This window comes from Novosphingobium mathurense (assembly GCF_900168325.1).
Taxonomy (GTDB): domain Bacteria; phylum Pseudomonadota; class Alphaproteobacteria; order Sphingomonadales; family Sphingomonadaceae; genus Novosphingobium; species Novosphingobium mathurense.
Genome location: NZ_FVZE01000004.1, coordinates 25,597 through 47,215 on the forward strand (window position 1 = coordinate 25,597; position 21,619 = coordinate 47,215).

15 protein-coding genes are annotated in these 21,619 nt (G+C 61.5%); 8 read left to right on the plus strand and 7 right to left on the minus strand.

The window, feature by feature from the left end; all coding sequences use genetic code 11:
* The first annotated feature begins 42 nt into the window (after positions 1-42).
* The 6 genes from B5483_RS13415 (at position 43) to B5483_RS13440 (ending at position 8,829) form a co-directional block, all read left to right on the plus strand.
* On the plus strand, positions 43-2,337 hold the full coding sequence (locus B5483_RS13415) for a TonB-dependent receptor (RefSeq protein WP_079730748.1): 2,295 nt from the start codon (positions 43-45) through the stop codon (positions 2,335-2,337).
* A 68-nt stretch (positions 2,338-2,405) separates the two neighbouring features.
* Positions 2,406-3,173 (plus strand): hydroxypyruvate isomerase family protein, encoded by a 768-nt coding sequence (locus B5483_RS13420; RefSeq protein WP_079730749.1) that lies wholly within the window; start codon positions 2,406-2,408, stop codon positions 3,171-3,173.
* 250 nt (positions 3,174-3,423) lie between these two features.
* Complete coding sequence (locus B5483_RS13425) at positions 3,424-4,446, plus strand: sugar phosphate isomerase/epimerase family protein (RefSeq protein WP_079730750.1); 1,023 nt, start codon at positions 3,424-3,426, stop codon at positions 4,444-4,446.
* Positions 4,447-4,458: 12 nt separating this feature from the next.
* Positions 4,459-4,851 carry a C-glycoside deglycosidase beta subunit domain-containing protein gene (locus tag B5483_RS13430; RefSeq protein WP_054948011.1) on the plus strand — a complete coding sequence of 131 codons (393 nt, stop codon included), beginning with the start codon at positions 4,459-4,461 and terminating at the stop codon, positions 4,849-4,851.
* Positions 4,852-4,939: 88 nt separating this feature from the next.
* The gene (locus B5483_RS13435; protein WP_079730751.1) at positions 4,940-7,318 is read left to right on the plus strand and encodes a beta-glucosidase; all 2,379 of its coding nucleotides are present in this window, start codon (positions 4,940-4,942) and stop codon (positions 7,316-7,318) included.
* Between the two features lie 59 nt (positions 7,319-7,377).
* The gene (locus B5483_RS13440) at positions 7,378-8,829 is read left to right on the plus strand and encodes an MFS transporter (RefSeq protein ID WP_231634803.1); all 1,452 of its coding nucleotides are present in this window, start codon (positions 7,378-7,380) and stop codon (positions 8,827-8,829) included.
* A 44-nt stretch (positions 8,830-8,873) separates the two neighbouring features.
* Here the strand turns inward: B5483_RS13440 and B5483_RS22880 are convergent, their stop codons facing one another.
* Together B5483_RS22880 and B5483_RS13450 are read right to left on the minus strand one after the other, a co-directional pair.
* The gene (locus tag B5483_RS22880) at positions 8,874-9,422 is read right to left on the minus strand and encodes a hypothetical protein (protein ID WP_231634802.1); all 549 of its coding nucleotides are present in this window, start codon (positions 9,420-9,422) and stop codon (positions 8,874-8,876) included.
* Positions 9,410-10,114 (minus strand): thioredoxin family protein, encoded by a 705-nt coding sequence (locus tag B5483_RS13450; protein ID WP_245829187.1) that lies wholly within the window; start codon positions 10,112-10,114, stop codon positions 9,410-9,412. The genes B5483_RS22880 and B5483_RS13450 overlap by 13 nt, the downstream gene beginning before the upstream one ends.
* 570 nt (positions 10,115-10,684) lie before the next feature.
* Between B5483_RS13450 and B5483_RS13455 the strand changes: the two genes are divergently transcribed.
* Positions 10,685-12,547 (plus strand): outer membrane protein assembly factor BamB family protein, encoded by a 1,863-nt coding sequence (locus tag B5483_RS13455; protein ID WP_079730752.1) that lies wholly within the window; start codon positions 10,685-10,687, stop codon positions 12,545-12,547.
* Positions 12,548-12,613: 66 nt separating this feature from the next.
* Here B5483_RS13455 and B5483_RS13460 read toward each other — a convergent pair whose 3' ends face one another.
* Positions 12,614-13,429 carry an SDR family NAD(P)-dependent oxidoreductase gene (locus B5483_RS13460; RefSeq protein ID WP_054948026.1) on the minus strand — a complete coding sequence of 272 codons (816 nt, stop codon included), beginning with the start codon at positions 13,427-13,429 and terminating at the stop codon, positions 12,614-12,616.
* Between the two features lie 11 nt (positions 13,430-13,440).
* Positions 13,441-14,232, minus strand: a complete 792-nt coding sequence (locus B5483_RS13465; RefSeq protein WP_079730753.1) for an SDR family NAD(P)-dependent oxidoreductase — start codon at positions 14,230-14,232, stop codon at positions 13,441-13,443.
* A 190-nt stretch (positions 14,233-14,422) separates the two neighbouring features.
* Here B5483_RS13465 and B5483_RS13470 point away from each other — a divergent pair, with 190 nt between their 5' ends.
* Positions 14,423-15,499, plus strand: a complete 1,077-nt coding sequence (locus tag B5483_RS13470; protein ID WP_176168053.1) for an AraC family transcriptional regulator — start codon at positions 14,423-14,425, stop codon at positions 15,497-15,499.
* 7 nt (positions 15,500-15,506) lie between these two features.
* Here the strand turns inward: B5483_RS13470 and B5483_RS13475 are convergent, their stop codons facing one another.
* From B5483_RS13475 to B5483_RS13485, 3 genes are read right to left on the minus strand one after another with little or no spacing between them, the layout of a single operon-like run.
* Positions 15,507-17,822 (minus strand): arylsulfatase, encoded by a 2,316-nt coding sequence (locus B5483_RS13475; RefSeq protein WP_079730755.1) that lies wholly within the window; start codon positions 17,820-17,822, stop codon positions 15,507-15,509.
* Between the two features lie 50 nt (positions 17,823-17,872).
* On the minus strand, positions 17,873-19,150 hold the full coding sequence (locus B5483_RS13480) for a TetR/AcrR family transcriptional regulator (RefSeq protein WP_079730756.1): 1,278 nt from the start codon (positions 19,148-19,150) through the stop codon (positions 17,873-17,875).
* A 34-nt stretch (positions 19,151-19,184) separates the two neighbouring features.
* Positions 19,185-21,542, minus strand: a complete 2,358-nt coding sequence (locus B5483_RS13485; protein ID WP_079730757.1) for an arylsulfatase — start codon at positions 21,540-21,542, stop codon at positions 19,185-19,187.
* Between the last annotated feature and the right edge of the window lie 77 nt (positions 21,543-21,619).

Sequence of the window (21,619 nt, forward strand, 5' to 3'; positions counted from 1 at the left end):
CCGTGGCGCTCGCAATAATCAAACCATAATGGGAGAAGCTGAATGAAATCTCGAAATTTGAGGACTGCAATGCTGGCCGGGAGCGCGATTGCCGCCATGGCGACACCGGTTTTCGCTCAAGAAGCGCAGGGCGAAAAGGCGTCTGCGATCGATCCCAATGTCATCATCGTGACCGCGCAGAACCGGGCACAGAACGTGCAGGACGTTCCTATTGCGATGAGCGTCCTTGGTGGTGAGAAACTGGAAGAGGCGGGTGTCACCGACTTCAACCAGATGGATCGTGTCGCTCCGGCACTGAATATCACGAATGACACCGTCTTCACTCGCGTGGCTATCCGCGGTGTCGGTACCAACTCGAACGACGAGGCGCAGGACCAGTCGATTGCGATCAATATCGACGGTGAATACCTGAACCGTGCCAACGTTCTTGGCGTGTCGCTGTTCGATATGGAGCGCGTCGAGGTTTTGCGCGGGCCCCAGGGCACGCTCTATGGCCGTAACGCAACGGGCGGCGCGATCAACTTCGTGACCCGCAAGCCTGGCGATGTCTTCGCCGTCAATCTGACCGGAACCTACGGAAATTACGACCAGATCACGCTGGACGGTGGCGTCGATGTGCCGCTTGCCGGTATCGGCGGCATTCGTCTGTCCGGCCTGTTCGACAAGCACGACGGTTATTTCTACCACCCGAATATCGATGCGCGCAGCGGTTCGTCCGAAAAGAAGGCCGGCCGCCTAAGCCTGCGCCTTGAACCCACCGACGGATTGCGGATCGATCTCGCCGGCGAGTATGTCAAGGTGGATAGCATCTTGGCTGCCAATGCCTGGACTAACCTGAATGCTGCCGGCAACGGACCGGGGGCGGATTGCTCGCTCAACGGCTTTGAGGAAATCGCTCCGCTAACCCCCAATGTCCAGTGCATTCCGAGCAACACCAACTTCCTGTCCACCATCGACCGGGACAGCTACGATGCTGCCTTCACGGGTGTGAGCCCCAGCGAGCAGGAATCCAAGGTCGTACGCGGCAAGGTCGCCTATGATTTCGGGCCCGCCATCGTCACTTACACCGGTGGATATAGGGTTACAGACCAGGATGCGGACATTGCTCTGGCTCCTGCCTACTACTTCTACGATTTCTTCAATCGCACGAAGACCCAGAGCCACGAGTTGCGCCTGAACGGTACGCTGAACGGCATCGAGTGGCAGACCGGTGCGTTCTACTTCCATGAAAATCTGCGCAATTCACGCGGCCTGTTCAGCCCCTTCATCGGACCCAATGGCAGCTTCATCAACGCCTTCCGGCGAGACGTTACGGCCAAGAGCTGGGCAGCGTTCGGTCAGGTCGACGTGCCGCTTACCGCGACACTCACTGCAGTTGGCGGCTTGCGCTATACGCATGACAAGCGCCATGGCTTATTCGACAACTACGGGTTCGTGTTCAACTCGGGGCCGGTCGAGCAGACCGGGGATGCGCCTTCACAACTCGATCTGGATGCCAAGGGCAGCAAGGTTACCTGGCTTGCCGGTCTGAACTACAAGCCCAATGCCGATACCCTGATCTACGGCAAGGTTTCGACCGGTTACAAGGCAGGCGGCTTCGACAGTGTCGGCGCCTATGATCCGGAAACCAACACGGCCTACGAAATCGGCTCCAAGCTGACTTTCGGTGATATGCGACAGCACAAGTTCAACCTGTCTGGTTACTATTACGACTACAAGGACCTGCAGGTTTCGGTTCTGCTCGACAATTCGATCGGAGGCCAGATCTTCAACGCCGGCAAGGCCGTCATCTGGGGTGCGGAAGCCGAACTTTCGATCGGGCTCGACGAGCACAACTTCTTCAATGCCTCATTCAACTACACGAATGCAGAATATAAGGATCTGCTGGCTTCGTACGTCGTCTACTGCGTCGGTTGCGGCGATATCGGCGTCGGCGATCTCGATCCCGATCCGAACAATATCGTCCAGCCCAATCTCGCCGGCAACAAGCCGCCCCAGACGCCCAAGTTCGTCATCACCATGGGATATGACCACATCTTCGATTTCGGCAGCGCGGGCACTCTGACTGCCAGCGTGTTCTCGAAGTTCAAGAGTTCGTACTTCACGGATATCTTCAACTATCGCGACAGCAAGCAGAAGGCCTTCACCCAGACCGACCTTACCCTGCTCTATAAGCCGGAAGACGAGCGCTGGAGCGTACAGGCATTCGTCCGCAATCTCGAAAATGAGAAGCCGCTGACTTATGCTGCCTATGTCGCAGCCGGTCCTGACGACGTCTATACATGGCAGTTCGGTACGCCGCGTACCTATGGTATCCGCGTCGGTATCGATTTCTGATCTGACCTGGCGGGGAGGGGCGGTTCCTTCCCCGCCAGCAGTCGAGCACTAGAAATGGGAAATGGCTCATGAAACTATCAGCCTGCATCGAATGGCAGTTCGGAGACGAAACAGTCGGTTTGCCAGATCGCATTCGCGCGGCAAGCGAAGCCGGTATCGACCTGGTGGAGTTCCACCTGTGGCGTGACAAGGATGTCGACGGCATTGCCCTGGCTCTCGAAGAAACCGGTTCGAAGCTGACAGGCTTCTGTGTCGATCCGCGACGCTCGATCGTCGACCCGGCACAACATGCCGAGATGCTCGAGGCGGTGCGCGGTACGCTGGAAGCGGCCGTCAAGCTCGGTTCGCCGCCGCTGATCGTGGCTTCGGGCTTCCTGCGCGAAGGCGTTTCTCCGGAAGAGCACAGAGCCGAAGCCGTGAAGGTTTTGCGCGAAGCGGCGCTACTGGCGGAGGAGGCTGGCGTTACGCTCGTCCTCGAACCGCTCAACACCAAGGTCGAGCACCCCGGCATGTACCTCGACAGCACGCGTCTCGCGCTGGACATCGTCGAGGAAATCGGCAGCCCACGGCTGAAGGTGCTCTATGATGTGTATCACTCGCGGGTCATGGGCGAGGATATGAAGTCGGTGCTGGAAGGCCGCATGCATCTCGTCGAGCACGTGCAGGTTGCCGATATGCCCGGCCGTAACGAGCCGGGAACAGGTGAGATCGATTGGAAAGGCGTGGTCGCGGACTTGCGCGATCTCGGCTACCAAGGGGCTCTCGGGCTCGAGTATCGTCCGACCTTGCCTGCTCTGGAGTCTCTGGCGATGACCCGCGAGGCGCTAGGCGTCTGAGATGCATCCGAATTGGACAATGTCGGACCAGTCCTGATGCTGGTCGATGCTTCGAGGCCGGGCATTACGCCTTGACGAAGCGGCCCGTATATGGGAACAGTAATTTTAATTAGGGTTTAGGCCCCAGGGGAGAGAGTTCCAGCCTGCCAGGCAATTTGGGCGCCGACACATCATCGGCTCATCAAATCCTGCGGCGATGCTTCCCCGCCTTCGTAAACGAGTGCCACTTGCTTCGCGAAAGGGAAGAAGCATGAGTAATCAGATCAAGCGGGGCGTTAGCCTCTACAGCTATCAGAACGAAACCTTTCAGGGAAAGATGACCCTGGAAGATTGCATCCGCACCAGCGCAGAGCTGGGTGCGAACGGCATCGAGATCATCGGCGAACAGACATTCTGGGGTTGGCCGGAGGTCGGCGTCGAAGATGCCGCCGTCGCGAATTGGCATGAACTGATCAAGAAGTACGACTGCGTACCTGTTAGCCACGACTTCATGCTGGACTACAAGCGCTACAAGGGTCGCGTGATGCCCTTCGACGAGCAGGTCGCCAGCGTGAAGAAGGATATCGACTTCGGTGCCCGCCTTGGCATGAAGTTTATCCGCGCGCTCGTTTCGATCGAGCCCGAAGTGCTGGTGGCGGCCGCGCCCTACGCCGAGGAGAAGGGCATCAAGATCCTGATCGAGGTCCATGCACCGCTTCACTTCGATCACCCCTGGATCATAAGGCATGCGGAAGCCTTCGAGAAGAGTGGTTCCGACGCTCTCGGCTTCCTGCCCGACATGGGCATGTTCCTCTTCAAGTTCCCGCCGGTCTGGAAGGAAAAGTTCCTGCGCATCGGCGTTCCCAAGAACATCGCCGACTACATCGAGAAGGCTTATGAGGACCGCGTGCTCTCCGAGTACGTCATTCTCAACGTGCGCGAGATGGGTGGCGAAGGCCCGGCACTGGGCATGGCCGAAACGCTCCGGCACAATGCTGCCTTCGAACCCAAGCGCATGCTCGAACACATGAGCCGCATTCACAACATCCATGGCAAGTTCTACCAGATGGACGAGGACTACGTGGAACCGTCGATTCCCTACGACGAGATCGTCAAGGTTCTCCATCAGGGTGGCTACAAGGGCTTCATCTGCTCCGAATACGAAGGCAATCGCTGGATCGAGGACGCCGAGGAGCCGGATTCGGTCGAGCAGGTGCGCCGCCAGCAGGTCATGCTTGCCCGCCTTCTGGGCGAAGAGACCGTCCCCACCCTGAAGACCCCCGTGGCCGCCTAAGGAGACTGCGACATGATGGACAACAAGATGATCTGCACCGAGCAGTTCGAGAATGTCGTGGAAGACGGCAAGGCGGTGGGCTTCAGCTTTCTGGGACGCCTGCCTTACTACCGCGGTCTGGGTCTCTCGATGGTCGAGGATATCCAGGTCAGCGTCGATGACGCAAAGATCGCGCGCGAGGACGTGCGATTTTCGGTTCGCGGCAAGACCTACACGCTCGACGAAATGGAAACGGTCTATGACGACCGCTGGAACTTCGGCGAAAAGGCAACGATCATCGCGCTCAAGCCGGGTGGCCTGACGCCCGGCAAGCACAAGATCGAATTTGCGGTGCGCATGCGCGTTTCCTATCTTCCCTTTGTGCCCACCACCAAGGATACCAAGGAACTGGATCTGGCTGCCTAGGCAGCTCGAGGGCGGCGGCCGAACCGACCTCTCCTCCCGGGGAGGCCGCCGTCTCATTTTTAAATTCAAGATATCGAGAGATTACCGCATGCGCGAGCCGACGACCGCCGAGAAGGCTTCCCTTACCGCCGGAGCGGCTATGTGGCGGACTGCCGCCGTGCCGGAAGCTGACATTCCTTCCTTCACGATGAGCGATGGACCGATGGGAATTGCAAGCGGCAAGGTCGATGAACGTGACATCGCCGCGCTCAGCCCCTGTGCCATGTCTCTCGGGGCGAGCTGGGATGTCGATCTGGCGAGGCGCATCGGCGCCCTTGTTGGCGGAGAGGCGGTAGAGCGCGGTGTGGATGCGGTTCTGGCACCCAACATCAATCTTGCGCGCAGCCCGTTGGCGGGACGCGCCTTCGAGTATTTTTCGGAAGATCCGTTCCTTGCAGGCGTGCTCGGCGCGGCCTGGATAGGCGGCTTGCAGTCGACCGGTACGGGCTCGGTTGCCAAGCATCTGGTGTGCAACGACAGCGAGACCGAACGCGACCGCGTCGATGTCCGCGTCGATGAACGCACCTTGCGCGAAGTCTATCTGCTGCCTTTCGAAATGGCGGCACAGGCGGGCTGCGCGGGCATGCTCGCCGCTTACAACAAGGTTAATGGAAACTGGTGCAGCGAACAGCACCACGTCCTGACCACCATCGTCAAGGAAGAGTGGGGCTATCCGGGCCTCATCATGAGCGACTGGTTCGGCACTCATTCGACGCTCGGCACGATCAATGCCGGGCTCGACCTGGAGATGCCGGGACCGGCCCGCTTCATGGGTGCGCATGTCGGTGAGGCGGTGGAAGCCGGCCAGGTCAGCGCTGAGCGTCTCGACGATGCCGCGCGCCGCGTGGCGGAAATGGCGCGCCGGGTCACTGGATCCAAGAGCGTCCCCTATACTGCCGAGCAGGCGCAGGACCTGCTGGTCGAGGCATCGGCGGCCGGCTTTGTGCTGTTGAAGAACGAGGGCGACTTGCTGCCGCTCGCACCGGGCGCGGTCAGCCGCCTCGCGGTTATCGGTCCGAACGCCGCCGCGCCATGTTTCCAAGGCGGGACTTTCGCGAAGATTTCGGTTTCGCCCGATCTGGCGACGCCTGCCCAGGCGATCGCCACGCTCTACGAAGGCGGCACGCAAGTCGTATTCGAACCCGGCGTCGATCCGCAGCCGCGCCTGCCTTCGATGCCGGCAAGGCCGGCGATTGACATCGGCGACGGCTGCACGGCGGGCATGACGCTGGAGTATTTCGCCAGCACCGATTGCAGTGGTGAACCGCTGACACGCGAGACGCGCAATACCAATTCGATTGTCTGGTTCGTGGGGGTGCACGAGCAGGGACCGTTCGATCAGGGCGGTTCGGTGCGGGCTTCCGGCTATTTCACGCCGGTCACGGACGGGGAGCATGCTTTTTATCTCGGTGCGACCGGAGAAGCACGCCTGTTCGTTGACGGCGATCCGGTTCTGACGACAAGTGAGATCGACGCCAAGGATGTGATGGGCAAGCTCAAGTCGGGCGATGCCTCTACTGCCAGCGTGGATCTATCCGCCGGGCGGGAAGTGCATGTTGTAATCGAGTTCCATTATCGGCCTGCGCGCGTGCAGGGCCTGTGGTACGGTGTGCGTGGCCCCGGTGGGCGCGAAGAACTGCTGGCGCGCGCCGAAGCGGCTGCGCGCGACGCGGATGCGGTGTTCCTGTTCGTAGGAGAGACTTCTGACTCGAGCGTCGAGAGCAAGGATCGCGCTGACACCCTGCTCGTGTCCGATCAGCTGGAATTGATCGAGCGGGTTCTGGCTGCCAATCCCCGAACAGCTGTCGTGGCCAACGTCGGTCATGCCTTCGATACGAGTTGGGACGAAAAGGCTGCAGCGCTCATATCCGCCTGGTATCCGGGCGAAGGCTTCGCGCAGGCGATTGCCGAGGTTCTGGCCGGCGAAAGGGAGCCGGGTGGCCGCATGCCCGTTTCGATTGCGAAGTCGGAAGCCGATTATTCCGGGTTGAACCTGATACCCGATGCCGATGGCGTACTCGAATATGCCGAAGGCACGCGCTTCGGATATCGCGCCATCGCCTGTAGCGGCGGGAAGGCGCGCCATGCCTTCGGCAGCGGCGCGGGTTATGCCCGCTTCGCGTGGAGCGAAGTACGCGTCGAAGGCGACAGCGTGTCGCTCACCTTGCGCAACCTCTCGGATCGCAGCGGCAGCGATGTCGTTCAGGTCTATCGTGACGATCCTGAGCCTACGCTCGTGGCCTTCGCCAAGTGCGAGGTCGCGCCCGGCACCGATCAGCGCGTCGTGTTGCCGCTTCGCCGGCGCCAGTTCGTGACTTGGCAAGGCGATGGCTGGTCGCCGCTCGGAGGGCGTTTTGACGTGCGCGTAGCGCGCTCGGCCGAAGATCCGGGAACAGTTCTGAGCGTCGATTGGGAGGCGCTTGGTTAGAAACAATCGCGTGCCGCAAGTCAGACAATAGGCAAGGCGAAGGGAGAGGCAACATCACGTTGGAAATCAAACGGCTGGGTTGGGGCACGCGTATTTCCTTCATGGCTTGTGCCATGCCGGAGCTTATCAAGAGCTTCGCCTGGGACGCTTTTGTCCTGTTCTTCTACAGCCAGGTCGTCGGCCTCGGCGGTTTTGCCATCGGCGCAGCGCTGGCGATCATCCTGGTCTTCGACGCGGTGGTGGATCCCTATATCGGGGCCTTGTCGGACCGCATGGACAAGGCCCCTCTCGGTCGCCGCCACACCCTGATGGTTGCAGCGGTTCTGCCTTATGCCTTCGGCATTGCCATGGTATTCAATCCGCCGGGCGGCATGTCGCAGTTGCAGATATTTGCCTGGCTGCTTTCTACCGGTCTCTTGGCGCGAGTGGGAATATCGTTCTGGACCGTTCCTGCCTATGCGATGGGCGGAGAATTGACGCGCGACACGGCAGAGCGCAACATCATCTCGGTGATGCGTAACATGGGCAACCAGTTGGCGGTGCTGACTGTACCGTGGGTTGCCTTCGCGGTCTTCTTCGTGCCTTCCGCCAACTTTGCCAAACCGCAGCTCGATCCGGCGCCCTACCCAGGCTTCGGTCTTTTCGTTTCGTTGCTGGGTGCGGCGCTTATGGTCGTCGGCTTGCTCGGCACGCGCGCACGGATGCGTGAAGTTGAAGCTGAAGACCGCGTCCTCGTGCGCGATACCGGAATTGAGACGGTGCCGCAGCTTCTGCGCCGGCTCAAGGCTGCGATCCGTACCACGCCCAATGTCGGACGCCTGTTGATGGTCACATTGCTGGTGCTGTTCACCAATTCGGTGGTCAACCAGCTGACACTGCATCTCTCGACCTACTTTTGGCAACTTGACCCTGCATCCACCCAACGCCTGTTGATAGCGGGCGTTCTCGGCTCAATCACCGCGATGTTCCTTGCGCCTATGTGGATGAAGCTGGTCGGCACCCGTTTTGCGATGGTAAGCGGGCTTGTCGCATTCTTCGTTGTTCAGGCGGCGGCCGTGCTGCTGCCCCTGCTTGGTCTTTCACCGCCGCCTGCAAGCATGGCGATCGGCACTTTCGTATTCGCTTTCCGTGTGCTCGGTGGGTTGGCTTACGGTCTCTATGTCGTGCCGTTCAACACGATGTCTTATGATGTCGGTGATGAGCACGAGGCCAATACCGGCCTGCCGCAGCAGGGCCTCGTTGCCAGTTTCATGTTCATCGGCCTGCAGATCGGAAGCGGCTTGGTAGCGTTGTTGGCTGGCTCGTTCCTCGGAATGATCGACTTTCCGGCCGGCCTTCCCGTCGATCAGGTGCCGGCAGACAAGGTCGAGGCACTGGCATGGTTCGTGACCGGGCTAATTGTCGTTGCTGGCGGCCTGATGGCGTGGCTGGTCGGCCGATTTGACATTTCTGCGGAGAAGCAGGCGGCGATCCGGGCGAAACTTGCTGAGCTGCGCGCCACAAGCGAATGATTCCGGGCCTCGTGCGGGGCCCGGAACACTTTTCCGGCAGTTGGTCAGGCATTGTCGCTGAATTCGGCACCTGCGCCGTAGAAGCGCACTGTGCCGTCGCAATCGGCGGCCTTCACGCCAATGCTCAATTGCAGCCCGAAGCGTAGCGGCAACGGTTGCTCCATCGTAATCCGGGTCAATCGCCGCGCCGCCTTGGGGTAGTATTCCCGCCATTGTTCCGGCGGATCGAATGGCACGCTCTCAAAAGGCGGCTCCGTACCGATTTCGGTGAGTGGCATGCGCTCCATGCCGCCATGCTGCAGCACGATCCAGTTGATCTGCGCCCCATCGAGCACTTCCCACATGAGCGACACGGCATCCAGCACCTGTTGCACGCCATTGGACTTACTTGGGGTCTGGAGTGGGAAATGGAACCAGACGTTCTTTCCGGCCCTGATGCGAAAGCTTGAGAAGAAGCCTCGATGGAAACCGTGGCCTTCGGACCATGGAGCGTCGTCGATGGCGGCGACGAATTCGCTGCCGTGTTCCTGTAGGACAACCGCTGCGGAGGGTTGCCAGACAGTCGATGTGTTGCGCCGGCTTAGCCCCACCACGGATCCTTGCCCTCCTTCCACTTGATCGAGCAGCCAGCGCTGGGATGGTGCGGTTCGGGAACCGGCTGACCGGCAAGCACTGCATCTACAGCGCGCCGCATGTCCTCGCCGGTAACCGGCAGGTCGGTGCGGAGCGGCGGCAGACCGGGAACAGGCGGGCGGTTGATCTTCGGACGGCTGGCATCGAACTGGCCGTTGTAGACGAGCTTGCGATCGCGATCATACAGGAAGAAGTCGGGCGTGCAGATGGCTCCGTAGGCGAGCGCTACATCCTGACTCTCGTCGTGGAGATAGGGGAAGGGAAAGCCCTTTTCCTGCGCGAAGTGACGCATGTGATCATAGTCGTCTTCAGGAAATTCGCTTGGGTCATTCGACGAAATTGCAACGACTTGCAGGCCAATGGGCTCGTACTCCTTCGCAAAGGCGACAAGCTCGTCGATGATATGGAGGACAAAGGGGCAATGGTTGCAGATGAATGCAACCAGCAAGGCGGGTTTGTCCGCGAAATCTGCCAGCGATCTTCGTTCGCCGAGAGTATCCGGGAGATCGAAATCCGGCGCAGTTTCACCTTCGCCAACTTGTCGTGACATTCGCAACATACGCTCATCTCTCCCTATAAATATAATTATGATTCTTGTAGTGGAACGGAATGCGCCATGCAAGTTCACATGATTGAGCGACATTTCGCGCATGGATTAGGCGCGCTTATGGGCCGTCTGCGCGATTCGAGTAGCGGAAGATCGCGTGGATCTTGCCTGATTTGATCGGTCTGGTCTGACCCCAAGCGCCAATCACAACTCTTCGACGAGGCATGCAAGGCACATTCTGCCGGGTTCGATGCCGCCGACCGATTGCGCACTTCGAGTGGGGACTTGATACCGAGCGAGGTGGCACGATTGTGCCGAGTTATCGGATCGCAGGGGCGCGGCGCACCTGTCGCTTGGTCAGCCTGCTCGACGATCCCAGCTGTGCGGCCATGCTCGCTCAACGTGCCTGTGTTGCTCGCGCGCATCCCTACTCATCGTTAAGCTAGTTGTTCGCGCAATGCCCCGACCCTTAGCAACGGATCGGCAAGTCTCGGTCAGGGGCTGGCCATGACAGTGTCCCCGGCAACAATCCGCAAAGAGAGTGCCGTGATCGCAGGTCAACATAACGAAGAAGTTCATGGCTTTGGGAGAGCACGGATGAAGTTCGGGGGAGGACAGCACAGTCTTCGTATGGCGGGGCTGGCGTTTACCGCGTTGACCCTTGGGGGCGCACTGATGTTCGCTGGCAGCGGTCTGGAGGCTGCCGCGCCGGCAAAGGATCAGACCGTAGCCGCCGACAGCTATCGCGACGTGAGTTCACTGCCGGCAGGGACCGAAGCGAAGGGCAGTGCGATCTGGAGCGGTACGTGTGCCGCCTGTCACGACACCGGCATGGCGCGCGCGCCCGCCCGGATCATTCTCCAGCAGATGACGCCCGAAGCTATCTACAAGGTCCTGACCAGCGGCGTTATGGCGCCGATGACTCCTTCGCTCGATGACCGGGAGAAGCGGGTCGTCTCCGAATATATCGCCGGTCGTCCCTTCGGCTCGACCAAGGCCGCAGCCATGCTAAAGTGCGAAGGCAAGGCGGCGATCTTCGATCGTTCTGCGCCAACCAGCTATCCGTACTGGGGCGTGGACAAGGGCAACACGCACTTCATCCCCGATGACAAGGCCGGGATTTCGCCTGAGAACGTGGGCGACCTGGAACTGAAATGGGCGATTGCCATTCCCAACGCTACGCGTGTGCGCTCGCAGCCCGCCTTTGCAGGCGGAGCAGTCATTATCGGCGGACAGGACAATACGGTGCGAGCCTTCGATGAGAAGACGGGCTGCCTGCGCTGGTCTTTCGAAAGCGATGCCGAAGTGCGCACCGGCATCGTGGTGCAAAGCTGGAACAAGGACGACGCGAAGGCCAATCCGCTGGCATTCTTCGGCGACGTTACCGGCAACGCCTATGCCATAGAGGCATTCACCGGGAAGCAGGTCTGGAAGATCTCCGCCGATGACCATGCCTCGACGACCCTGACCGGTACCCCGGCATTCTACCAAGGCGTGGTCTACATCCCGGTATCCTCGCTTGAGGAAGGGGCGGCTTCGACTGCGGGCTATCCGTGCTGCACGTTCCGCGGCTCGATTCTTGCCGTGGATGCGGCCACCGGCAACACCAGATGGCGGACCTATCTCGTCCCCGAGCCGCAGGAGGGCGCGCCCGGTGTGACCGAAAAGGCCTTGCTCGGGCCCTCGGGTGTCCCCGTCTGGTCTGCACCGACGATCGATGCGAAGCGCGGCCGGATCTACGTGGCGACGGGAGACAACTATACCGGTCCCGGCACCGATCTCAGCGATGCGCTGGTCGCTCTCGACATCGATACCGGTGCCATCGCCTGGCACTATCAGGCCCTGGGCGATGACGTGTGGAACGGAGCTTGCGAAGAGTCCGACCGGACGAACTGCCCCGTGGAGGATGGACCCGACTTCGACTTCGGCACCCCCCCGGTGCTGGCCGAGACGAAGGATGGCAAGGAGATGATCCTGCTCGGCCAGAAATCGGGCATAGCCTATGGCGTCGATCCGGACAGTGGCAAGCTGGAGTGGAAGAACCAGGTCGGTCGCGGCGGTGTCGTTGGCGGAATCCACTTCGGCATGGCAGCGGCCGGCGGCGTCATCTTCGTGCCGGTATCCGACGTTCCCGATGGCAATGACTATGACCTGCAGCCGAGGCCGGGCCTCTACGCGCTGGACATCGCGACGGGCCAGTATGTCTGGAAGGCGCCTGCAGCCGACGTCTGCAACGGCAAGGCGCTATGCTACCCGGGCTATTCCGCTGCGATCACCGCGACGCCCGGACTCGTCTTTGCAGGGGCGAATGACGGACATGTGCGCGCCTATGCGACTGCCGACGGTACGGTTCTTTGGGATCTCGATACCACGGTCGACTACCAGGCCCTGAACGGGGTGACCGGCCACGGCGGATCGATGAGCGGCGGTTCCGCCCCCATGCCACATGACGGAATGCTGTTTATCACGTCGGGATATGGCTTCGCTGGCAAGATGCCGGGGAATGTCTTTCTCGCCTATGGTCCCAAGGAAAAGTGAGCGTCTATTGCCCGCTGGGTTCGGCACTCGGGAATGCTCTAGGTCCGGCTCAAGCGGGTGCCTGCTTCAATCGAACCAGGCCCCGCCATTCACGCTGACAACGCTGCCCGTTGCATAGCTTGCGTCATCGCTTGCGAGGAAGGCGACCGCACCGGCAACTTCCGCAGGATCGGCGAGGCGCTTCATCAGGCAGTCGTCGGCGATGCTCTTCTGGGTCTCCTCGGGGATATGCGCATAGAGCGGCGTTCGCGTGGCCCCGGGATTGACGGCATTGACCCGGATGGCCCGCTCCGCCAGCTCGCGCGCCATCGCACGGGTCATGCCGATGATGCCGGCCTTGGCCACGCAATAGGGAATGGGCCCGTTGCCATTCGACGCTGAGGTAGAGGCGATATTGACGATAGACCCGCCAGTGCCATCGCGCGCCATCAGTCGTACGGCGGCCCGACTGCACCGGAATGCACCGTTCAGCGTGATGTCGAGGACACGGGCCCAGGCGGCATCCTCGCAATGGATGGTCTGGTCTGCGTAGACGGTCGGCTCTTCGCCCCCGGAAATCTGCGCAAGGCGTTGAGCCTGCGCGGCATAGTACTTGTCCATGCCGTCGCCCGGAACGCTGCCGAGCCCGGCATTGTTGACAAGGATATCGACGCCGCCGAATGCCTCGTCCACCTGTGCGAAGGCGCGGTCAACCGATCCGCGGTCGGAAATGTCGCAAGCAATGCCGATGTGCGGGGTGGGGAGAACGGCTGAAGCTCTTTTCGCATCGAGATCGAGGATTGCAACCCGTGCGCCTTCCGCAGCGAGGCGCCTGGCTATGGCTTCGCCGATGCCTTGCGCACCGCCGGTGACCACTGCTCGCCTGTTCTGAAGTCTTTCCATCCTTGCCTCCATCAGTCCTCGACCTCGGGTCGCCAGGGCACACCGTTGATATGGCCGCCGCCATCGGCAAACATGGTATTGCCGGTGTAGTAGCCGCTGCTCTCGCTCGCCAGGAAGACCGCAAGCGGGCCTATGTCCTGCTGCGCATCGCCAAAGCGTCCGGCTGGAATGTTTTGCAGCAAGGCCTTGGTCATCTCGGGGTTGGCGTCGAAGTAGGCCTTGGCCTGCGGGCTGAGAGCCGAAGGGCAGATGACATTGGCGGTAATGCCATGTCTGCCCCATTCGGCTGCGGCAGTGCGGGTGAGGGCGCGGACGGCTTCCTTGCTGGCATTGTAGGCCGCAGTGAAGAGGTGTGCGTTGACGCCATTGAGCGAGCCAAGATTGATGATCCGGCCGAACCCCTGCTTCTTCATTGTCGGGAAAGCGGCGCGCATGGCCTGGAACACGGAGAAATAGTTGAGCGCGAAGGAGCTCTCCATGTCTTCGTCAGTGTGGTTCTCCAGTCTCTTCGGAAAGCTTGCGCCAGCGTTGTTGACGAGGATTTCAAGTCTGCCGAACCGTTCCACGGTCTCGTCGACCATGGCGTCGACTTGCTGGCGGCCGGTCACGTCGGTCTGGATGAAGAGGCTTTCGACGCCATAAGTGTCGCGCAAGCTGGCGGCTTCGGCTTCGCCCTGCTGCGCATTGCGCTGCGCAATGACGATGTGCGCTCCAGCCTCGGCCAGGGCCCTTGCAATGCCATTTCCCACGCCTTGGCCGCCGCCGGTGACAAGTGCGACGCGGCCATCGAGTATCCGGCCCATCAGACGGTTCGCCCGATGGCGGTGAGTTTAGAAAGACGACGCGGTTCGAAGTGCGTAGTGCGCGCCGGGGTATGTCCCGTTGTATTCATGGTCCTCTCCATCGGGGCCGACAGTGTGGTCGTGCGATGGAGGGATCTTGCCCGATCGGCGATTGCATTGAATGGCGGATTGGCTCAAAGGTTATGGGAAAATGGCTCAAAAGTCGAAGCGCCTCTCCATACCGGCTCCGCGCCGCGCGTCGATTGCGGTCGCGCGGGAATTGCTCGGCTATGTCGTCGAAGCCGGCGGCAATGCAGACGCGTTGCTTGACCGTGCAGGACTGCCCCATACCGCGACGGCCATGCTTGATCCCAAATGGAAGGGCCAGCTCTCGCGGTTGCAGTTTTCGGCGCTCTATGCCGAGGCGGTCTGGGCGCTGGATGCGCAAGCGGCGCATCAGGAAGAGCGTGAGCCACTGACCAAGTCCCAGTTCGATCTGTTCTGTCACTGTCTCATCACTTGCCGAACCCTGCGAGACGTCATTGCGCGCGCTGCCGCCTTCGAAGCCATGCTGGGGCCACGCATGGCCGCTTTAACACTCAGCGAACGTGACGGCGTGGCAGAACTGACCATGACGACCAAGCGCACCAAGCGGAACGTCAGCGCCTATGTCTCGGACCTGACCGGGCTATCGGCGCATTATCGCCTGTTCAGTTGGCTGCTCGGGGTGAATATCGGCCTGCTGTCTGCGCACCTGCGCTATCCGCGCCTTGTCAGCCGCGAATGCGCGTCTCGCTTGATGCTGCACCCGGTCATTCACGATGCCGCCGGCAACACACTGCGGTTTTCATCGTATTATCTCGACCTGCCGGTGATCCGCACGCCCGCGGAGCTTGAGCGATTGCTGCAGCGTTTTCCCTTTGACCTCGAGGAAATCCTGTCCCGGGAGGCCCCCCTTTCCGAACGTATCGGCGTCGTAATTCACTCGGCCCTGTCGCGGGGTCTGAAGCTGCCGACCGGGGCAGCGATCGCGCGTCAGTTTCACATCAGCCCGGCAACGCTCAAGCGCAGGCTCGCCGACGAGGGCGTTACCCTGCTTCAGCTCAAGAATGCGTGCAGGGGAGACGTGGCGAGGGTCTTGCTCGCCAATCGGGAACTGTCCATCAGCCAGATTGCCCAGTGGACGGGTTTCAGCGATTCCACCACGTTCAGCCGGGCGTTCCATCAGTGGACCGGCAGTTCGCCGGGCGCCTGGCGACAGCGGAGAACTGCGCCAGACGAACAGTGAATTAGGCCTAATTCCGCTCCGGGAGCGAAATCGTGACACTGTCGACTGCACCACCCGAAATGGGGTAGCCGATGCGATCTGTCGGTGGATAGGCGGCGACCGATGATCCGCGATCCCGGCCGACATCGAATGTCTCGTCGATCGTATAGACCCCGGTCGTGCTGGCGTGCAGGCGACCGGAGCCAACCGGTTTGCCATCCACGGTCAGCGCGACGTTCCCGCCCTTGCCGTAACCACCGCCGTCATAAGCGAAGTCGATCGCGATGGAGTGCGATCCCGGCTTGAGCGGTGTGTCGGCCCGCAGGTTCAGCGTCTGCAGGTCGAACAGGCGATAGGTGAAGACCGGGCGCGACTGTTCATCCAGCCAGAGCGACCAGCCTGCCGAATGCCCGCCCAGCGCAGCGATGACGCCCTTCGCTGCCTTGCCGGCTTCGATCTTTGCCTCGATGCGCCATGACCGGTTGGCCATTTTCGGAAGTGCGGGTTCGGGTATGGCCTGCGCCGTGCCGGGATAAGTCACGCTCCTGCGACTTGCCGCGAGTTCGGGAAGGCCGGAGCGCAGGTGCTGCCCTTCGATCGGAAGAACGTCGTTGCGTGCAGCTTCGGCAAGGAAAGCGGCCTGCATCTGCGCCAACCGGGCCGGCTTGCTGTCGGCGAGGTCCAGTACCTGGGTTGGATCGGAATCCAGGTCATAGAGGCGCCACTCGTCCTTGTCGGGCGAGGGCGCCATGGGGTTGAAGCTCTTCCAGGGCAGGCGGCCATGATCGGCTGCGGCGAACCAGCCATTCTCGTAAAGTGCGCGGCTGCCGAAGACTTCGAAGTACTGGCGGGTGTGCCGCTCCGGAGCGTGAGGCGCATCGAAGCTGTAGATCAGGCTGGTGCCGTCCATCGACCGCTGGTCCACTCCGTTGACGACTTTGGGTGCGGCAATGCCCGCGGCTTCCAGGATCGTCGGAGCGATGTCGTTGACGTGCCCGAACTGGTTCCGGCGCTGTCCCTGTTCATCGGCGCCGATTTTCTCCGGCCACGAGATGACGAGCGGATTGCGGATGGCGCCGAGCCATGCGGGCATCGCCTTGCCCCACTGGAACGGCGTATCTGCGGCCCAGGCCCAGCCGGAATTGACATGGGTATAGGACCGCGCCGTTCCGGCATCGCCTATGCGGGCGAGCTTGGCCGCTTCGTCCTGCGGCAGACCGATGAGCGCACCAAGGTAGTTCAGGCTGCCAAGCAGCCCGCCTTCGAGGCTCGCGCCATTGTCGCCCACCACGTAGAAGACCAGGGTATTGTCGAATTGGCCGTCATCCTTGAGCGCCTGCAGCACGCGGCCCACTTGCGCGTCGGTGTGGTCGAGGAAACCGGCGTATGCCTCCATCGTGCGCGCCGCGAATGCCTGTTCTTCGCGCGAGAGCGAATCCCATGCCGGAATTTCCGGCGGACGGGGGGGCATGCTGGCATCGGCGGGGAAAAGGCCCATCGCTTTCTGGCGGGCGAAAGTCTGCTCGCGCAGCTTGTCCCAGCCCATGTCGAAGCTGCCCTTGTACTTCGCAATATAGGCGTCCGGTGCCTGGATGGGCGCGTGAATGCCTCCAGTGGCGAGGTAAAGAAAGAAAGGATGGTCGGGCCGCAGTGCTCTCTGCTCGCGCATCCACGCGATCGAGTGGTCTGCAAGGTCTTCGCTCAGGTGGTAGCCCTCGCGGCGGGGCTGGTCGACCGGGGCGGTTCCTTCATAGAGTGTGGGCGTGAACTGGTCGGTTTCCCCGCCGAGGAAGCCATAGAAGGTGTCGAAGCCTTCGCCGGTCGGCCAGCGGTCGAAGGGGCCGGCCCGGGAGGCTTCCCAGTCCGGGGTCTGGTGCCATTTGCCGAAGGCGCCGGTTGCATAGCCGTGCTGGCGCAAGACTTCGGCGATGGTGGCCGTGTCCTTGCGATGAAAGCCCGAATAGCCCGGCCGCGCATCGGCCGAGTTCATGACAGCGCCTATGCCCGAGGCATGCGCATTGCGCCCCGTCAGCAGCGAGGTGCGTGTGGGAGAACAGATCGCAGTCGTATGAAAGCGCGTGTAGCTCAGCCCTTGCTTCGCCAGTGCATCGAGCGCCGGCGTGGCGACGGGGCCGCCGAAAGTGCTTGCCGATCCCCAGCCGACATCATCCAGCAGGATCACGACGACGTTGGGCGCATCTGTCGGCGCGTGGCGCACGAACTCGGGCGGCGCCGCCTGCGGCATTTCCTGCGCGATGGCGCCGATGGGCAGGGCGAAGCCGCAGGCGCCGGCCAGCAGCAGGGGCAGCATGCGGCGCGTGGCGCCGTGGTTCTTCTTGGCCATGTCTCTCCTCGCTTATCGTTTTGATTTTTTCCGTCGCGCCCTGTCCCGATTCAGCGATCTTCTCGTAGGGGTGGCATTGCGAGCCCGCGGAGGAACAGTCTTGCGCATTCGCCGGAATAGCTGTCGCGCTGCGCGGGTTCGGGAACGGTCGTGAGTGTCAGGAAGCGTGCTGCGAATGTCGCCAGGACGTAAAAGGCTCTTATCGCCGCCGAATTCGGCTTTGGCAGGCCGTGTGTTTCCAGCAGCGACGTCAGCGCCCTGCCAGCGACGGCAACCCGCACGTCGTAAAAGCGGGCGGCAAGGTCCGGGACGAGATCGCTCTCCTGGATCAGGAGGCGATGAAGCGCAATGTTCTGAGGCATGAGATGCCAGTCGAGGACCTGCCTGGCGAGCGCTGCGAGCGCGGTCTGCGCATCGCCAGCCAACTTCACCTGCAATGTGACCTGGCTGGTCGTGTGGATCTCGCGTTCGACGACATGGCGCAGGAGGTTCTCCTTGCTACTGAAATGCCGGTATACGGTAGCCGTGCTGGACTGCGCGGCAGAGGCAGCCCGGTTGATCTTGGCAGCCGGAAAGCCACGCTCGAGAAACTCGGCCAGCACGGCGTCCATCAGGCGTTGGACCTTTTCGGGAGAAAGCCGGACGGCAACTTTGCTCTCGATCGCTGGGGGCAGAGGCGCATCCGTCAGGTTCGCAAGATCCATGTCGTCGATTGCGGCCATGCCTGCATAGCCGTGCAGAAACAGCCCGATCGCGGACCGGACGATTGCCTGGCGCGCTCTTTCTGCGGATAGCGGCGTTCCCAGGAAGTATCGGCTGCCTTGGATCGCGAGGCCGCCGAAACGGCTTGCAGTCAGTAGCGGGTCGGCCTGCTGTAGGGTGCCGTTGTCCATCAGCGTTTCGAGGTAGTCGGCCAACTTTCGCGACCTGGCGATGCGGTCTTCGTGGAGTTCGTCGGCCAGTTCGGGAAAATGGGTGGCGGCGACGATGCTGGCCCGGAACAGGCCGAAGTTGACGGCGTCGGCAAAGCCCCTGAAAAGACCTTCGCCGAACTCGGACAAAGTCTGCTCGACGTTCGTCGAAGGCTCGACGAATGCAAGCCTGGAGCGGCCCATGTCGAGCGCGTCGCGAACGGCGGCCTCGAACAGCGCCTGCTTGTTCGGGAACAGTTCGTAGATGCTTTGTTTGCTCATGCGGGCAACGGCGGCGATCTGATCGACGCTCGTTCGTTCGAAGCCGATTTCGAGGAACACTTCGCCTGCCGCCTTCAGGATCCTTGCGCGGCTCGCCGTCAGCCTGTCGGACTTGCGATCATGATTTTCATTCATGAGCCGGGTCCTAGCAATGAAACTGTCCCGTGCGTCAATGCGCTGCCAGTGGGCCGGGCACGCCGCGCTTGCCCGGTTCGACGTCGACCCGGATGATGCGTCCCGTGAACTTGCCGCCCGGCGCGTAGTCGTCGGTAACGGGAGTGTCGGCATCGAAGCCGATGTCGAGTGTGTCGGTCATTTCCGGAAGCTTGGAGATCGTCCGCGCAATCCGGCCCCGGGCTATCTCGCGCTCGTCGGCGCGTATAATCATCTCGCCGCCGCCATTGGCGCCTCCGTCATAGGCGAAGTCGAACACGAGGTTGGTTGTGCCTGCCTGCAGGGGGTGGGTCGCGGCCACCCGCGATTGGTCTCCGGCCAGTTGCGAAGCTGCCATCAGGGCGACCGGACGGCCATCCTTGAAGTAGAAGCTCCAGCCGCCGAAACGGCTGCCGAGCGACAGCACGGCGCCATTGGCGGCTTCAGGCAATACGACCTGTGCGGTAATGCGGAAGCTGCGTGCCAGCAGTCCGGCAGTGTTGACGGAAGGGATGCCGGTTCCCGCGCCCCAGTACGTATAATTGCTGTGTTGCGGTTGCTGGGCCTGTGCTGCGCTGAACCGCGCGAGGTTCAGCCGATTGTCCAGGGGATAGACGTGGTTCTTTTCGGCCTCGCTGTGGAACAGGGCCTGCATTTCCTTCAGTTTCCCAGGTTCACGGGCCGCAAGATCGTGTGCCTGGGAGAAGTCATGCTGTAAGTCGTAAAGCTCCCAGGCATAATCGGTCGGCAGCTTCGATCCGTCGCCGCGCCTCCAGGGCTTGTTGACGGGCGAAGTGCTCGCCAGCCAGCCGTGGTCGTAGATGGCACGGTTGCCCATCATCTCGAAATATTGGCGTTCGTGCCGTTCCGGCGCCTTGGGAGCATCGAAGCTGTAGGTAAAGCTGATCCCATCCATGCGCTGCTGGTCGACGCCATTGACCCTCTGAGGGGTGGACACACCGGTCGCTTCGAGGATCGTCGGAACGATGTCGGTGACGTGTGTGAACTGCGACCGGATTCCGTGAGCCTGGATTCGGTCGGGCCACGAGACGACAAGGCCGTTGCGCGTGCCGCCCAAGTGCGAAGCGTATTGCTTGAAGAGACGAAAGGGCGCGTTGGTTGCCCAAGCCCAGCCATACCCGTAGTTCGAAATGGTCTGTGGACCGCCTACCTTGTCGAGATTGGCCAACAGCGACTGCACGTCTTCGGCCATGCCGTTGGCGAATGCAGCCATCGGGTTCGTGCTGCCGTTCGGACCGGCTTCAGCAGCAGCACCGTTGTCCCCTTCGATGAACATGACCAGCGTATTGTGGCTCTCGCCCATACGGTCGAGTTCGTCGAGCACCCGGCCGATCTGATCGTCCTGATAGGCGAGCATTCCGGCATAGGCCTCCATCATCCGCGCATTGATCTTGCGCTCGTCCGGGCTGAGATCTTTCCAGGCCGCGATGCCTTCCGGCCTTGCCGTATTGACGGTGCCTCGCGGAATAATTCCCATCCTGACCTGTCGCGCGTAGGTATCGGCGCGCACTGCATCCCACCCTTTGTCGAACTTTCCGCTGAACTTTGCGATCCAGTCTGCCGGGGCCTGAACCGGGGCGTGGGTGGAGCCGGTAGCGTAATAAACGAAGAAGGGCTTGTCGGGCGCAGCTGACTTCTGGTCATGGATCCAGTGGATCGCCTCGTCTGCAAGCGACTTGTCCAGCACGCCCTCGCTCAGTGTGGGGATGGGGCTTGTGCCGCGATAGAGCGCAGGTGTGAACTGGTTCGTCTCGGCCGCCATGAAGCCGTAGAAGTATTCGAAGCCCAGACCGGTGGGCCAGAGATCGAATGGACCTGCCGGAGAAACGTCAGCTTCGGGCGCATTGTGATGCTTGCCGAACATGGCGGTATTGTAGCCGTTCTGGCGCAGGACTTCGGCGATAGTGGCTGCACTCTTCGGCATGACGTTGTCGTAGCCGGGAAATCCCGTGGAGAGATTGGCGACGATGCCGTTGCCGACCGCATGATGGTTGCGCCCGGTCAGCAGGGCCGCGCGCGTCGGCGAACACATCGCCGTCGTGTGGAAGCGGTTGTAGATGAGTCCGCGTGCAGCCAGCCGGTCCAGATTGGGTGTGGGGATCGGCCCTCCGAACGTCGACGCTGCGCCAAAGCCGACATCGTCGGTCATGATCAGCAGGACGTTGGGCGCACTTTCCGGGGCGACTGGCCGTTTGGGAAACGCAGGAACCGAGTCGGCATACGTCTCGCCGATCTTGCCTGCGAAGGGTTCTGCCGGGCTTGGCAGAACCGTCTGCGCCGCGACAGGCGCTGATCCGGCCAGAATAATTGCGAGGCACCCAAGTGTGCGGTGCCCCATTCGCTTTTCGCGCATGTGTTCTTCCTCTCCCCTTATTGGCCAGTCTGTACGATATAGTTTCGTACAAATCAACAGGTGCATTTTTGGGGAGG